Annotated in this window: 12 protein-coding genes; 7 read left to right on the plus strand and 5 right to left on the minus strand. The window is 46.4% G+C overall.

Annotation, left to right across the window (positions count from 1 at the left end):
• The first annotated feature begins 22 nt into the window (after nt 1-22).
• Both recB and recD read left to right on the plus strand, forming a co-directional pair.
• Nucleotides 23-3,697 carry an exodeoxyribonuclease V subunit beta gene (gene recB / locus J4N43_RS03510; RefSeq protein WP_199266809.1) on the plus strand — a complete coding sequence of 1,225 codons (3,675 nt, stop codon included), beginning with the start codon at nt 23-25 and terminating at the stop codon, nt 3,695-3,697.
• A complete protein-coding gene (gene recD, locus J4N43_RS03515; protein ID WP_158159756.1) occupies nt 3,697-5,844 on the plus strand; it encodes an exodeoxyribonuclease V subunit alpha in 2,148 nt (715 codons plus the stop codon). The genes recB and recD overlap by 1 nt, the downstream gene beginning before the upstream one ends.
• A 34-nt stretch (nt 5,845-5,878) precedes the next feature.
• On the opposite strand, the gene J4N43_RS03520 is transcribed toward recD, so the two are convergent.
• Both J4N43_RS03520 and argA read right to left on the minus strand, forming a co-directional pair.
• Nucleotides 5,879-6,067 carry a hypothetical protein gene (locus J4N43_RS03520; protein ID WP_005380230.1) on the minus strand — a complete coding sequence of 63 codons (189 nt, stop codon included), beginning with the start codon at nt 6,065-6,067 and terminating at the stop codon, nt 5,879-5,881.
• A 416-nt stretch (nt 6,068-6,483) separates the two neighbouring features.
• On the minus strand, nt 6,484-7,821 hold the full coding sequence (gene argA, locus J4N43_RS03525) for an amino-acid N-acetyltransferase (RefSeq protein ID WP_012841478.1): 1,338 nt from the start codon (nt 7,819-7,821) through the stop codon (nt 6,484-6,486).
• A gap of 162 nt (nt 7,822-7,983) precedes the next feature.
• On the opposite strand from argA, the gene J4N43_RS03530 reads away from it, so the two are divergent.
• The 5 genes from J4N43_RS03530 to J4N43_RS03550 all read left to right on the plus strand — a co-directional run bounded on the left by J4N43_RS03530 (nt 7,984) and on the right by J4N43_RS03550 (nt 12,403).
• Nucleotides 7,984-8,439, plus strand: coding sequence for a DUF2850 domain-containing protein (locus tag J4N43_RS03530; RefSeq protein WP_005380234.1), 456 nt, complete (start codon nt 7,984-7,986; stop codon nt 8,437-8,439).
• A 273-nt stretch (nt 8,440-8,712) separates the two neighbouring features.
• Nucleotides 8,713-9,816, plus strand: coding sequence for a murein transglycosylase A (gene mltA / locus J4N43_RS03535; protein WP_005391723.1), 1,104 nt, complete (start codon nt 8,713-8,715; stop codon nt 9,814-9,816).
• A 99-nt stretch (nt 9,817-9,915) separates the two neighbouring features.
• Nucleotides 9,916-10,725, plus strand: a complete 810-nt coding sequence (tcdA, locus tag J4N43_RS03540) for a tRNA cyclic N6-threonylcarbamoyladenosine(37) synthase TcdA (protein ID WP_025768226.1) — start codon at nt 9,916-9,918, stop codon at nt 10,723-10,725.
• Nucleotides 10,726-10,744: 19 nt separating this feature from the next.
• Nucleotides 10,745-11,173 carry a cysteine desulfurase sulfur acceptor subunit CsdE gene (gene csdE / locus J4N43_RS03545; RefSeq protein WP_025768227.1) on the plus strand — a complete coding sequence of 143 codons (429 nt, stop codon included), beginning with the start codon at nt 10,745-10,747 and terminating at the stop codon, nt 11,171-11,173.
• A 309-nt stretch (nt 11,174-11,482) separates the two neighbouring features.
• A complete protein-coding gene (locus J4N43_RS03550) occupies nt 11,483-12,403 on the plus strand; it encodes a GGDEF domain-containing protein (RefSeq protein WP_025768228.1) in 921 nt (306 codons plus the stop codon).
• A gap of 33 nt (nt 12,404-12,436) precedes the next feature.
• Here the strand turns inward: J4N43_RS03550 and csdA are convergent, their stop codons facing one another.
• Genes csdA through panE form a run of 3 tightly spaced genes read right to left on the minus strand, consistent with a single transcriptional unit; the run spans nt 12,437 to nt 15,134 of the window.
• Nucleotides 12,437-13,648: a cysteine desulfurase CsdA gene (gene csdA / locus J4N43_RS03555; RefSeq protein WP_025768229.1), complete on the minus strand. Its 1,212-nt coding sequence runs from the start codon at nt 13,646-13,648 to the stop codon at nt 12,437-12,439.
• Complete coding sequence (locus J4N43_RS03560) at nt 13,648-14,247, minus strand: DJ-1 family glyoxalase III (RefSeq protein WP_006742560.1); 600 nt, start codon at nt 14,245-14,247, stop codon at nt 13,648-13,650. The genes csdA and J4N43_RS03560 overlap by 1 nt, the downstream gene beginning before the upstream one ends.
• A complete protein-coding gene (gene panE, locus J4N43_RS03565; RefSeq protein ID WP_053349833.1) occupies nt 14,244-15,134 on the minus strand; it encodes a 2-dehydropantoate 2-reductase in 891 nt (296 codons plus the stop codon). The genes J4N43_RS03560 and panE overlap by 4 nt, the downstream gene beginning before the upstream one ends.
• Between the last annotated feature and the right edge of the window lies 1 nt (nt 15,135).

Raw genomic sequence — 15,135 nt, forward strand, 5'->3', positions numbered from 1 at the left:
GAGATTCAGCGTTATGGATCAAATGTCAGGTGCAGAGTGTCCTCTACATACGTTAGACCGCACAGAGCAACCTCAACCAACGCCACTAGAACCGATGACGTTTCCTCTGCACGGTGCGAGGTTAATCGAGGCATCAGCAGGTACAGGTAAAACCTTCACTATTGCAGGTTTATATCTGCGTCTTTTGCTTGGTCATGGCAGCGCGGAAACTCGACATCGCGTACCGCTTACGGTCGACCAAATTCTGGTTGTAACCTTTACCGAAGCGGCAACTGCGGAATTACGCGATCGTATCAGGGCAAGAATCCATGATGCGCGAATCGCGTTTGCGCGTGGACAGAGTTCCGACCCGGTGATCCAACCTTTGCTTAATGAGTTTGACGATCACAAGCAAGCCGCAGAAATTTTATTGCAGGCAGAGCGTCAGATGGACGAGGCGGCGGTCTACACCATTCACGGTTTTTGCCAACGTATGCTAACGCAAAATGCGTTTGAATCTGGCAGCCGATTTAATAACGAGTTTGTGACCGATGAAAGTCACCTAAAAGCGCAAGTTGTAGCCGATTACTGGCGTCGCAATTTCTACCCGTTGCCATTTACGTTGGCTGGAGAAATTCGCCAGCTATGGGGCTCTCCATCTGCGTTGTTGTCTGACATCAGCAATTACTTAACTGGTGCGCCGTTAAGCCTTTCTGTTCCAGCAATGAAAGGCAGTTTGGCTGATCTTCATACTGAAAATTTGAAAAAAATTGATGAATTAAAAGCACAGTGGCGAGAAAGCCAAGATGACTTCTTAACGCTAATTTCAGATTCAGATATTAACAAACGTAGCTATACCAAAAAGTCTCTGCCGACGTGGTTGGAGGCGGTAAACGCTTGGGCGGCAACGGAAACTACAGGTTACGATTATCCAGACAAGCTGGAGAAATTCGCGCAAAACGTCTTGTTGGAAAAAACACCGAAAGGCAGTGCGCCGCAGCATGCGGTATTTGAAGTCATTGAAACATTTCTTGCCAACCCAATCAGCTTAAAAGCGCCACTGCTTGCTCATGCGATTGAACATTGTCGTGTGATGCTGGCTAACGCGAAAAATCAAAAACAGTGGCTCTCTTTCGATGATTTGCTGACACAACTTTCTGCTTCTATCGATACGGACGAAAGCAAGCTTTTAGCTGCGCGTATTCGTACTTTGTATCCTGTCGCAATGATTGACGAGTTCCAAGATACCGACCCGCTTCAATACAGTGTTTTCAGCCGTATTTATCTGAACAACCCGGAATGTGGTTTGTTTATGATCGGGGACCCCAAGCAGGCGATTTATGGCTTTCGTGGCGCAGACATTTTCACTTATATCAAAGCGCGTAACCAAGTAAGTGCCCACTACACGTTAGGAACCAACTGGCGTTCTAGCGCAGATATGGTGCAGGCGGTAAACCAAGTATTTGCTTTGCCAGACAGTCCATTTATCTATGATTCGGATATTCCGTTCTTACCCGTTAGGTACAGTCCCAATGCCGAAAAACGCATTTGGACTATGGGTGGCCAAAAGCAACCCGCGCTGACCTATTGGTTGCAAGAAGCGGACGATAAACCGCTACCAAAAGGCGAGTATTTGACTCGAATGGCAGAGGCGACTGCAAGCCAAATCCAAACTATTTTGACGCAGGCTCAACAGGGGCAAGCGTGTCTGGTGAATGGCGAAAAACAGAAAGCGGTTCAAGCGGGCGATATCGCGGTGTTGGTTCGAACAGGTAGTGAAGGTCGAATGATCAAACAAGCGCTGGCTGAACAAGGCATTGCCAGCGTGTACCTGTCTAACCGAGACAGTGTGTTTACCAGTTCAGTGGCGCAGGATCTACAGCGTTTGCTGCAAGCGGTGCTGACTCCAGAAAATGACCGTGCGCTGCGTGCAAGTCTTGCTTCTGAGCTGTTTGCCCTCGACGCAGCAAGTTTGGATGCACTTAATAACGATGAAGTGGTGTGGGAAAACGCCGTAAACGAATTCAAAGAATATCGCAAACTTTGGATTCAACGTGGTGTGCAGCCGATGTTGCGCGCGGTGATCAGCAAACGCCATATTGCCGAGCGATTACTAGAAGAAGGTGCGAGTTCACAGGGTGAAAATGGTGAGCGAGTACTTACCGATTTAATGCACATTGGTGAACTGCTTCAACACGCCAGTAATGAACTGGACAGCGATCACGGTCTGCTGCGTTGGCTCGCTCAGTCTATCAGTGATGCGGAAAACGGTTTGGGTGGCAGTGATGACCAAATCCAACGTTTAGAATCGGAACGTAACTTAGTGCAGATCGTAACTATTCACAAATCAAAAGGCTTGGAGTATGACCTCGTATTTCTGCCGTTTGTGTTCAGCTATCGAGAAGCCAGTGAAGCCAAATATTACGATGCAGCCAATGACCGCACGGTACTGGATATCACTGGCAACGATGCGTCCATGAAGCAAGCGGACAAAGAGCGTTTGGCGGAAGACTTACGCTTGATATACGTGGCACTAACGCGTGCTGTTTATGCGTGTTTTATCGGTGCCTCACCGTTGCGCAATGGCCGTTCGACCAAAGAGCCAACTGGTGTACACCGCAGTGCGATTGGCTATTTGATTCAAAATGGTCAAGAAGGTGGCATTAACGATTTGCACCAAGGTTTAACAAAGCAACAAGACGAGCTTGATTGTGTCGTTGTGGCCGATCCGCCGCAGCAACTCGAAGATAAGTACGTAGCGCCACAAGAAGAAATACACGATCTTAGTGCGAAAGAACTGCAAAACCCTATCGACAGAAACTGGCGCATCACCAGTTATTCTGGCTTGGTCAAGCAAGGCTCTCATCACGCCGAGCATGATGCCACGATTGAGATTACAGGTTTTGATATCGACTCATCTGAAGAACAAGACGAAGCGGATTTGGTGGAGCCAGAGCGTTCGATTTTTACCTTCCCTCGTGGTGCGCGTCCGGGTACGTTCCTGCACAGCCTGTTTGAGGAAATTGAATTTACTCAGCCAGCCACGACGGAAGAGAATACACAAATCATCCTTGGCTTGATGGAAAGCGAACAGCTCGATGAAGAGTGGTTGCCCATTTTACAGCAATTGATTGATACCGTACTCGCAACGCCGTTGGATGGTAAGTCTTTGCTGCTGAATCAAAAAGCACCGTCGCAACGTTTGGTGGAGATGGAGTTTTTGCTGCCGATTGAAGTTTTGTCTGCACCGGCGTTAAACCGAGTCATTCAACGTCACGATCCGTTGTCGGCGAAAGCGGGGGATTTAGGTTTCCAAACCGTGCAAGGCATGCTCAAAGGTTTTATCGACTTGGTGTTTGAACATCAAGGTAAATACTACGTGCTTGACTGGAAATCGAATCATCTTGGCGACGATGTGACGAGATACCATGGTGAGGCTCTGAAATCGGCGATGGCGGATCACCGCTACGATTTGCAGTACCAGATTTATGCGTTAGCACTGCATCGTTTCCTACGCAGCCGATTGGCGAATTATCAATATGAGCAGCACTTCGGTGGCGTGTATTACTTGTTCTTGCGCGGCATGGATGGGCAGAGTGACCACGGCATTTTTGCCGCGAAACCAACTTTCGAGTTCTTACAAGAGATGGATCGTTTGATTGATGGTCAAGCACTCGAAACGCGCTCAACTCAAGCCGGGCAGATGGAGCTACTTTAATGACGACAAATCACAATCTTCATTCTGACCAAGATAGCCTATTGGTAGTGTTGGAACGCTTGGCGCACAAAGGTGCTATTCGTCAGCTCGACTACCAATTCGCCTGTTTTATTGATTCTCAAACGCATGATGAACAGTCGGATAGTCAAGCATTGGCGTTTATCGCGGGTGTTGTCAGTAGTGAGCTTGGCAAAGGACATATCTGTCTGTCTCTGTTCGATGCACAAGGGCAATCTACGGATTTAGCCAGTAAGCTAGGGCTGTTTGGTGAGTCGGCATTGGCGCTCAACACACAGTTGCAAGACATAGACTGGATTCAAGTATTACAAAATTCCAGCGTGGTCGGCGCGCAAGGAGAAGCCTTGCCTTTAATGTTCGATGGTGAGCGTCTGTATCTGCATCGCTATTGGCATTATGAAGTGACACTGGCGGAAAAGCTCAATCAGCTGGGCGCCGCAGTTAACTTGCAACCACAAGAGTTTGCGCGATTATCGGAGTTGCTCAACCATCTGTTCGCACGCCAATACCATTTTCTGTTTAACGCGTTGGGCAAAGCAGTAGAAGCGGGAAGCAGCAACCAAGTGTTGCGTCAGCAATTGGTGTGTGACCACCTTGATGTGGTCGCAAGCGAATCGTTGGATTGGCACGCCATTGATTCCGTGCTTAGCAATGCGCGCAAGGTTCAGGATTTGCATCAACTGGATGAACTCGTGCCACTCTCAGCTTGTGTGAACTGGCAAAAAGTCGCGGCGGCGGTTGCGTTAACTCGTCGATTTGCTGTGATTTCTGGTGGCCCTGGTACGGGTAAAACGACGACAGTAACCAAATTGCTTGCTGCTTTGATTGAACAGGCGACGCAAGAGAAAAATCTAACCATCAAGCTGGTGGCCCCGACGGGGAAAGCGGCGGCGCGATTAACCGAGTCCATTGGTAAAGCGGTGCAAGAGCTGCCAGTTTCTCCGGAGCTAAAAGCCAAAATTCCGACTGAATCGAGTACCTTACATCGGTTGCTGGGTGCGATTCCTAATAGCGCAGAATTTCGTCACAACAAGCAAAATCCACTGCATTTGGATATTTTGGTTATCGACGAAGCGTCGATGGTCGATTTACCAATGATGTATAAAGTGGTCGATGCCTTACCGAAACATGCGCGGCTGATTTTGCTAGGTGATAAAGATCAACTTGCCTCAGTTGAAGCAGGGGCAGTGTTGGGTGATATCTGTTCGTTCCATGCGTTGGGTTATGGCAAAGAGCAGGCGTCAGCCATCGCAAAACTGACGGGCTTCGATACTTTAGCCCATACGGGTAACAGTGCATCTAGCATTGCTGATAGTTTATGTATGCTGCAAAAGAGCTACCGATTTGACGCTCGCTCAGGCATTGGTCAGTTGGCAAAAGCGGTTAATTCCGGTTCTGCTGCGAGCGTAGATAACGTCTGGGCGCGTGACTTTTCCGATATCGAACATTTCGCACTAAGTAGTCAACATTACAACCAAATGATGCAGACGTTGGTGCAGGAATACGGTCGTTACCTCAAACGCATTGGACAACAGGAAACTGATCCTAAAACCGGAGAGCCAGAGTCGCTAACGCACAAAGCCAAAGCGGTGTTAGATACCTTCAACCAATGCCGACTGCTGTGCGCGATCCGTGAAGGTGACTTCGGTGTGGCTGGGCTAAACCAACGCATCGAGAAAGCGCTTGCGGCGCGCAAGTTAATTCAAGTTCAGGATGAAATTTGGTATCACGGCAGACCTGTCATGGTTACGCGTAATGATCACGGTTTAGGTTTGTATAACGGTGATATTGGTATTTGTATGCGAGATGACAGTGAAGAAGAACCGCGTTTGAAAGTCTTTTTCGAGTTACCTGACGGCAGTGTGAAATCGGTCTTGCCAAGCCGAGTACCTGAACATGAAACGGCTTACGCCATGACCATCCATAAATCGCAAGGCAGTGAATTTGATTACACCCTTATGATTTTGCCACCAGACTTTAGCCCGATATTAACCCGTGAGTTGATTTACACAGGCATTACCCGCGCGAAAAAGCGTTTAGCTCTTTACGCCGAGCTCAATGTTCTGAAGCGAGGCATTAAGGTGAAAACCACTCGCGCGAGTGGGTTAGTAAAGCGGCTTACCAACTAAAACAAGAAGACCGAGCTTATGGCTCGGTCTTCTTTTATGCATGTTTTGCAAACGCATTGGTAAAAGACACGCTGCGTATTTTGTATTGCTGTTGATAAGCAAGAATAAAATCTCGGATAGCGTCATTTACGGGGAAAACACAGTGGACGTCTAGGCCTTCTAAAAACTGATTGTCAGCCATATCCCAGAAGCTTTGAAGCGAATTACAAATGATTGTTCTCATAACAGTGCTCGTCTCGGCTTATTTAAAGTCAGATTAACAACTGTCCTTGGTGTGCAATACGGAGCTAACTAGTTTTTCAATTGCCCAGTATTTTAGGGTGAAGGCTAATTACATCACCTAGATCCATTCGTATTGGTTAAAAACCAATCACTAGCGAGCAGAGTATAGCCAACCAAATGTATATTTAAAAGATAAAATTGGAACAAAAATCAAGCAATGGTTTGCGCATTTCTAAGTTGGGTTTACATGATGACCCGCTAGTCCGGAGTAGGGTTTATGTGTGGCCTTACTCCTCAACAAACTCGTTCCTAAACAAGCTCGATGTGCAGGGTTGAGCGTTAATGAACTAAATCCTGCCCTTTGAGGTTAGTTGGTATAGTGGAACGTTAAGTTTCGCTCCCTGATTTAAGGTTAAGCTATAAATCTAACGCTAAGATTTTGGACTTACGCTGGAAGTTATATAACCCTTGTTTGGCTCCAGGCAAATAGTCGACACTGACTTCGTAAAAACCTTGCTCTCTGAACCAATGCAAACTGTGTGTCGTGAGGACAAAAATCTGATCAATGGTTTCGGATTTAGAACGATGTTTCATGTAGTTGAGCAGTAACAAACCTCGGTTTCCATCACGATAGTCAGGGTGAATCGCTACGCAAGCCATCTCAGCTTTACGCTCTTCTGGGTATGGATAAAGGGCAGCACAGCCAATAATCAAGCCGTCTTTTTCGATGATGGTAAATTTTCCAATCTCTTGCTCTAGCTGTTCTCGAGAGCGCCTAACCAGTACACCTTGTTCTTCTAACGGGCGAATGAGGTCTAAGATACCGCCAATATCGTCAATATTAGCTTGCCTCACTTGTTCAGCACTCGCCATAACAACTTGGGTACCGATACCGTCGAAAGAGAACAACTCCTGAATTAAGGCGCCATCTACTTTATAACTGATCAAGTGGCTACGAGGTACTCCGGCACGGCAAGCGGCAATAGAGCCTTTAAGAAAGCGCAGTGTTCCAGTGTTGTAATCTAGGTCAGGAGACGTATTTTCAGAAAGCGTTTTGATGACATGCTCCGCCTCAATTGGTAGTAACTCGGCGACAGCATTGCCGTTGTCATCAATGACACCTTGTTCGGAGCAAAAACCAATCAGCTTATCCGCACCCAGCTTTATCGCTAGTTGGGTGGCGACTTCTTCCGATAATAAATTGAAGCACTCGCCAGTCACAGAGCTAGCAATGGGACCTAGCAGAACAATTGAACCTTGATCAAGAGTGCGATTAATCGCGTCGGTGTCAATGCGGCGAATACGTCCACTATGGCAATAGTCCACACCATCATCAACGCCGAGTGGTTGGGCAATGATGTAGTTTCCGCTAACGACATTGAGCTGGGTACCTGCCATCGGAGTATTGTTGAGGCTCATTGATAGGCGCGCAGTAATCGCAAGCTGAAGTTGTCCGGCAGCTTGCATAACAACAGATAAAGCCGATTCATCCGTAATGCGGATATTTTTGTGGTAAGGCGTAGTGAGGTCTTGTTTTTCTAGCAGCTGATTAATTTGAGGACGTGCACCATACACCACCACGACTTTGATTCCGAGGCTGTGCATGAGTGCGATATCATTAATAATATTGCCAAAATTTTTGTGTGCGACGGCTTCTCCGCCCAGCATGATCACCATGGTTTTTCCGCGGTGAGCATTGACATAAGGTGTTGATTGACGGAATCCTTTTACGAGAGCAGTACTACGAATTTTCACTACAGCCATTCCTTTGTTTAATTATGTTAAAATAATGCCTTTTTATTCATTGAGTGGCAAGGCGAAATTTTGGAATAAAGCACAAACATATTGAGGTAGGTTCTTGGTCCCGTTAAGAGGGAAGGTTACAATGGTGGCGTCTTTCCTCAATACGTGAACCTCATGTCTTCTGCTGTTAATAAGAATGCTGCGATCACTGCTTCAAATCTGTCAAAAACGTCATCTAAATCAATGCTTCGTAAGTGGCTAGAGCGTTCTCTCATGCTTATAGCGATAGTTGGAACCGTTGTCGTGTGCATGCTGTATAGTGATTTGATTACTCGAACCATTAATCCGCCCATTCCCAAATCGACAATTTATGGTCGCTGGGTTGAGCAAGATGTTGCGCCTTATGCTCGTGAAGAATTTGTGTTGAGTGAGCGCGGTGTTACCGTAAATGGTTCTACAGTGGCGACCAGTTTTGAATTCGATGGGGATTCGTTTTCGTATCGAGTGGGTTCAAATGAGCGGCACTTCAATTTTGTGGGTAAGCAGCATGCAGAAATGAAGCTGGATGCCAATGCTCATTATCTACCTGTATTCCGTTTAGAGGGACGTGCAAGGATAGCGGTAAGATAGTCGTTTTTATTATTGTCTTTTAAGCAGAGCTCTCTTGCGTCTGTGAGCCATATGGATGATCACAATTTCATCTCTCAATCAGTAAATTTTACTTCCAAACATAATCCGGACAATTCCGTAATTCTTCCGCTGTTATCATGTTGCATTAACTGAATGAATTTACAACGAGTAAACGGATTGGCTTAGCGTTGAAACATTTTGTCGTTGCTTTTCAATTGCACCGTATGCATTTGTTTGCCATCCTTTTGCTATTCTCTTTTACGGAAAAGACACGTGTTAAAAAAACTCCTTCCTATTATCTCTTTGAGCCTACTCTTTGGCTGTGCTCAACAAAATGATCGTGCTCAGCAATATCTTGATGGTGAGTTTCCTCAGATCCTCAATCAAGTGGATGTGGTTGAGTCTAACAAACCACGCGATTTTACTGAATTTAACAAGCAAGCTGAGCAAGTGGTGATAAAGTCACCATCCATGGCGAAGATATACCAACCGCTATATCAACGATTAAGTGAGTGGGCGCAACAGAGCGGAGATACCAGTGCGTTGAGTGCGTTTGGCATTCAAGCCGCGCAATTGGGTGGTGGTGATAAAAAAGGTAATGTGCTGTTTACCGGATACTTTTCTCCCGTGATGGAACTGCGTCATACACCAAACGACATTTTTAAGTACCCAGTTTATGGCAAGCCAAACTGCTCATCAGATTGTCCGACTCGCGCGGAGATCTACAACGGGGCATTAGATGGCCAAGGTTTAGTGCTAGGTTATGCACCTAACCGTATTGACCCGTTTATGATGGAAGTGCAGGGCAGTGGCTATGTGCATTTTGAAGATGATGATACGTTGGAGTACTTCGCGTACGCAGGGAAAAATAATAAAGCTTACGTTAGTATTGGCCGCATTTTGATTGAACGTGGTGAAGTGCCGCGTGAAAAAATGTCTCTCAAAGCGATTAAAGAATGGGTAATGGACAACGACGACGCAACAGTACGCGAGTTGTTGGAGCAAAACCCTTCTTACGTCTTCTTTGCGCCAAAAGCGGAAGCGCCAGTAACGGGATCGGCTGGTATTCCTTTGTTGCCAATGGCCGCGGTCGCGGGTGACCGTTCTATCTTACCAATGGGGACTCCAATCTTGGCGGAAGTGCCACTGCTGAATGCCGATGGTACGTGGAGTGGTGCGCATCAACTGCGAATGCTGATCGTTTTAGACACTGGTGGTGCTGTAAAACAGAACCATTTGGATCTGTATCATGGCATTGGTGCGAGAGCAGGAACGGAAGCAGGGCACTACAAGCATTTTGGTCGAGTTTGGAAACTTGGGCTGGAAAACTCACCAACTCAAGCGCCTTGGGCTTTGCCGCCAGAAAAGCTACAATAGCCATCCAAGAAAGAGGAACCGCCTCTTATCTAGACATTTCATCAAAGAGTGCGTATAAATCGCACTCTTTGTTTTTCTATCGATCATCTGGACTTCAATATGCGTGAACTCGATCCCCCAGCATCTGACAGCTACAATCAACGCTTTGGCGGCACTCGTCGTCTTTATGGCAACAGTGAAGTGGACATTCTTCGCGCTGCACACGTTTGTGTTATTGGTATTGGTGGCGTGGGTTCATGGGCGGTCGAAGCGCTGGCCCGTACTGGGATCGGTGAGTTGACTCTGATTGATATGGATGATGTTTGTGTCACGAATATTAACCGCCAAATTCATGCGATGACGGGCACCGTTGGCCAAAGCAAAATTGAAGTGATGGCCGAGCGTGTCAAATTGATCAACCCAGAGTGTAAAGTCAATCTGATTGATGATTTCATCACGCCAGACAATCAACATGAGTACTTAAGCAAAGAGTTTGATTACGTGCTAGATGCGATTGACAGCGTAAAAGCGAAGGCGTCTTTGTTGGCGTATTGCCGCAGCAACAAGATCAAAGTGATCACCACGGGGGGCGCTGGTGGTCAGGTTGACCCAACGCAGATCATGGTCGCTGACTTAACGAAAACGATCCAAGATCCTCTAGCGAAGAAAATCAAAGACACCTTGCGTCGTCATCATAACTTCCCTAAGAATCCGGCTCGTAAGTTTGGTATTGATTGCGTGTTTTCAACCGAGCAGCTGAAGTACCCTCAAGCAGACGGTTCAGTGTGTGGTGTGAAGTCGACAGCGGAAGGTCCAAAACGTATGGATTGCGCTAGCGGTTTTGGTGCGGCGACTGTCGTAACTGCAACGTTTGGCTTTGTCGCGGTATCGCGAATCGTTGAGAAGTTGATTTCAAAATATAAGCAGTAAACTAGAAGAAGAGCGCATCATGACAGATTTTCCCGTTTCTCCATTTGGTACAGATATCACCAGCGAAGACATTGTAGCGACTATGCAGCAATTTAAAGGCTGGGAAAATCGTTACCGTCAGGTTATTCAGTGGGGTAAAAAGCTGCCAAAAATGCCAGAAGAGCTGAAATCAGAACAAGTTACCGTTTCGGGTTGTGAAAGCTTGGTGTGGTTAGTGAGCCAAGAGCAAGATGGCGTTTGGCATTTTTGTGCGGACTCCGATGCGCGTATCGTCCGTGGATTGATTGCCTTGGTAATGGCAGCTTATGACGGTAAAACGGCCGATCAAATTCAAGCATTTGATATTGATGCTTATTTTGATCAGCTGGGGCTTGTCTCCCATTTAAGCCCGTCACGTGGTAATGGCTTGAAAGCTATTGTAGAGCAGATTAAGCAAGTCGCCGTGTAACGAGTTATTTTTCCAACTCTTAAAAAACGCCGAATAGCCTAGCTGTTTGGCGTTTTTTGTATCTGAGTTGAGATATTTTTTGCATATGGATAAAAAGTATGCAAATGGTCGACTATTTTAGCGTTAATTAACCATTCTATTGATCCTGGTTCATTATATTGCCCACTTGGTTTTTATAAACTCAATTGTATTTAAAATTTGTCTATATTAGATAATAGACATATGCCCCATCCGCTCCTATTCCCCAATGTGGAAACACACTTGGAAGCGATTGGGTTACTTAGATACAAATGCTAGGAACCTCCCTATATGCAATTCACCTTGGAACATGCGCAAGACGTGTTATCCGGAATGCCAGACCCCACTTTTATTCTGAGTGAAGATGGTATCTATATTGATGTTTTTGGAGGAACAGATAAAAAAGCCTATCACGATGGAAGCAATTTGATAGGTAAGACACTTCACGGTGTACTTGAAAAAGATAAAGCCGACTGGTTTATCGAGCAGATCAGTCGATCACTGAAACAAGACAGTATTGTGACGATCGAGTACAAGATGTGCGCCGACAGCATTCAGGGAATAGATGCCAACAGTGGACCAAGAGGCGACCTATACTACGAAGGCAAGATCTGCCCACTCGCTATAAAATACCGGGGTCGTCGCGTTGTCCTTATTCTTACACGCAACATCTCCAATCGCCACCGAGTTGAAACCCTTCTTCGCCATCAAAGCCAAATTGATGCTCTTACCAACATCTACAATCGACGTGTTTTTTTCGAAAAGCTCACAGAAGAAGTTATTAAATCCCAAGCTCCAGATTATCACTCCGCGTTGTTATTGTTTGATTTGGACTTTTTTAAAGTCATCAATGATAAACGTGGTCATGATGCGGGGGATTATGTCTTAGAGACCTTAGCTGATTTGGTTTCTCACTTACTCGTCAAAGACGAAATTTTTGCAAGAGTCGGAGGGGAGGAGTTTGCGATTATTTTGCCAGAAACTTCTCTGTCGGCGGCGAAAGAGGTAGGAGAGGAAGTACGTTCCCACATTCAAAATTGTCAGTTCGAATTTGAAAAGATTGAAATTCCGGTCACGGTGAGTGTAGGCGTGGTGGAAATAGGCAGAAATGAAACCACCAAACGTTTGTATGCGCATGCAGATAAAGCGCTTTATGCTGCGAAAAGAAATGGCAGAAATTGCGTGGCGACTCTGGATAGGCAGATGGAGTAACCTTGTTGGTTACTCCAAATCAAACCGTTGGCGTTATAGCATGTCGACGGCTTTTTCTACGGCGGCGATGAGTCTTTCCACATCGCTCGTCGTGTTATAAATACCAAAAGAGACGCGTACCGTGCCTTTCACATTTAGCGCATCCATCAATGGGTGAGCGCAGTGGTGTCCTGCTCGTACCGCAATGCCTTGTTGATCGAGCAGCGTCGCAATATCTTGGTGATGAACGCCGTCCATTACGAAGGTCAGTACAGAGGCATTCGGTTGATAGCCTAGAATATGGATGTCATCCAAAGCGCTTAGTGCTTGGTAGGCCTTATCCTGAAGCGCATGGAGATGAGTCTCTACTTCGTGATGGTCAAAACCTTGGTACCACTCAATGGCTTTCGCTAGAGCAATCGCGCCCGCAACGTTTGGTGTGCCCGCTTCAAATTTTCCAGGAAGTGCAGAAAACGTCGTTTTTTCGAAAGAAACGCGTTCAACCATTTTACCGCCGCCGTGCCATGGTGGCATGGCTTCCAAAAGTTCAAGCTTGCCGTATAAAACCCCAATGCCTGCTGGTGCATAAAGTTTGTGACCTGAGAAAACGTAGAAATCGATATCTGATGCCGATAAATCAAGTTGCTCATGTACGATGCCTTGCGCGCCATCAACTACAATAACCGCGCCAACGTTGTGCGCCAGTTCAGTGATTTTTTCTATAGGTTGGCGTGTGCCTGTTACGTTGGTTATTTGCGCGCAAGCAACAATTTTACAGCGGTCAGACAGAAGCGCCTCAAATGCACTGATGTCGAACTGGCAATCTGATGTCATCGGAACTTTAATGACTTTAGCACCCGTTTGCTCTGCCACGATTTGCCAGGGCACGATGTTGGCGTGGTGCTCCATCTCGCTAATCAAGATCTCATCACCTGGTTGTAACGTGCTACGGGCGTAGGTTTGAGCAATTAAGTTCAGTGCTTCGGTTGCGCCCCGTGTCCAAATGATCTCTTTAGAGCTGTTTGCACCAATAAAGCTTGCCACTCGTTCTCGTGCCGCTTCAAATTGGCTGGTGGCATTAGCCGTTAAACTATGGCTGCCACGGTGAACATTGGCATTTTGCGCACTGTAGTAATGACTGATGACATTAATCACACATTGCGGTTTTTGCGTTGTCGCTGCGCTATCTAGATACACTAAGGGCGTATCGTTGACGGATTGGTTTAGAGCAGGAAATTGCTCGCGTACAGCATTTACGTCAAACATTATTCTTCACCAAGCTTGTGGTAGTGCAGAGTAGGCAGAGGGATCATTGGTTCAGCAACTGACCATGCGTGTTTTTTACCTGAGAGTTGAATGATTACTTCCATCGCAAACTCTAAAGCTGTACCCGGACCTTGACTGGTGATTAGGTTGTGGTTGATATCAAAGGTCACGCGTTTGCTGCGCCACTTCTCTTCCGGGATATGTGACTGAAAGCTCGGGTGACAGGTCATCAGTGATTGTGGGAAAAGATCATGGTGTTGCAATACCAACGCCGGTGCTGCGCAGATAGCAGCGACCAATTTTCCCTCGTAGATGTGCTGCTTAAGGATTTCTATCATCACCGTGCTATCACGAAAAATTTCTGCACCACCAACACCACCAGAAAGCGCTATGGCGTCAAACTCATCATCAGCGATATCGACTAGCTTACAATCGGCAGTTAGTGTGACTCCGCGAGAAGCTTTCATCGTCAATGAGCCATCAAAAGCAGCACTCGCTACTGTAACGTCATAACCCGCGCGAACCATCATGTCGATAACGGTGACGGCTTCCATTTCTTCGGTGCCCGGAGCGATTGGCACTAAGATTTTCTTACTCATTGTTCTGTCCAGCTTTGTTCTATTTGTTTGATGCGTTGGTAAAGTTTTAAATTCTCAGGCGTATTGATGCGATGTTTCTCGGCAGCCTTTAACAAGTGTCCGGTTATAAAATCAATTTCCGTTCGACGCTGATGGAATACGTCTTGTCTCATTGAAGAATAGTTCTCAGCTGTGGCGTTCACCACTTGCATCACCGTATCGAAAAGAGAGCGAAACTCGATAGCAATACCTTCTTTACTCATTACTTCAACCAGTTCTTGAGTGATGCTTTCGAGTTGTATCTTAAACTCGGGCTGCGCAAGCTCACCATTCTTACACTGGTGAATCGCAGTCAGTGGGTTAATCGCGCAGTTGATCGCTAACTTAGTCCATAACGCAGATTGGATGTGTGGATTCCAAATGGCCTCTGGAAGGGCATGATGCATAACATCTTGCAGAAAAGCGCACTGCATTCCTTTGTCATTATAACCACCCACTTGCGTTGTTCCGTGACCGGTATGCAGTACGTGTTGGTTATCTGGTTTGTATGCGCCGTGCGTCGTTGTGGCGAGCACGATAGGATTGTTTGGCAGAGCCTTCTCCACGCCAGAGGCGGTACCCATACCATTGTGCATCAGCATGATAATCGTGTCTGCGTTGATATGAGGCAGTAAAGGCTGAATGGCGTCTTCCATTTGCCAAGCTTTTACCGTGATCAAAATGAGATCTGCTTTATTTACGGAGGAAATATCTTGATTACTGAATACGATTGCGGGTGTGTCATCCAACTGAAGTGATTGTTGGCTTTCAGAACTTCTTCCCCACAATGAAACATTGTGCCCGGCAAGCTTAAATTTTGTTGCCCAGAGTGAGCCCACCGCACCTGGACCGAGGATAAGGATATTCACC

The sequence above is a fragment of the Vibrio sp. SCSIO 43009 genome, from assembly GCF_023716525.1.
In the GTDB taxonomy this organism is placed as follows: Bacteria; Pseudomonadota; Gammaproteobacteria; order Enterobacterales; family Vibrionaceae; genus Vibrio; species Vibrio alginolyticus.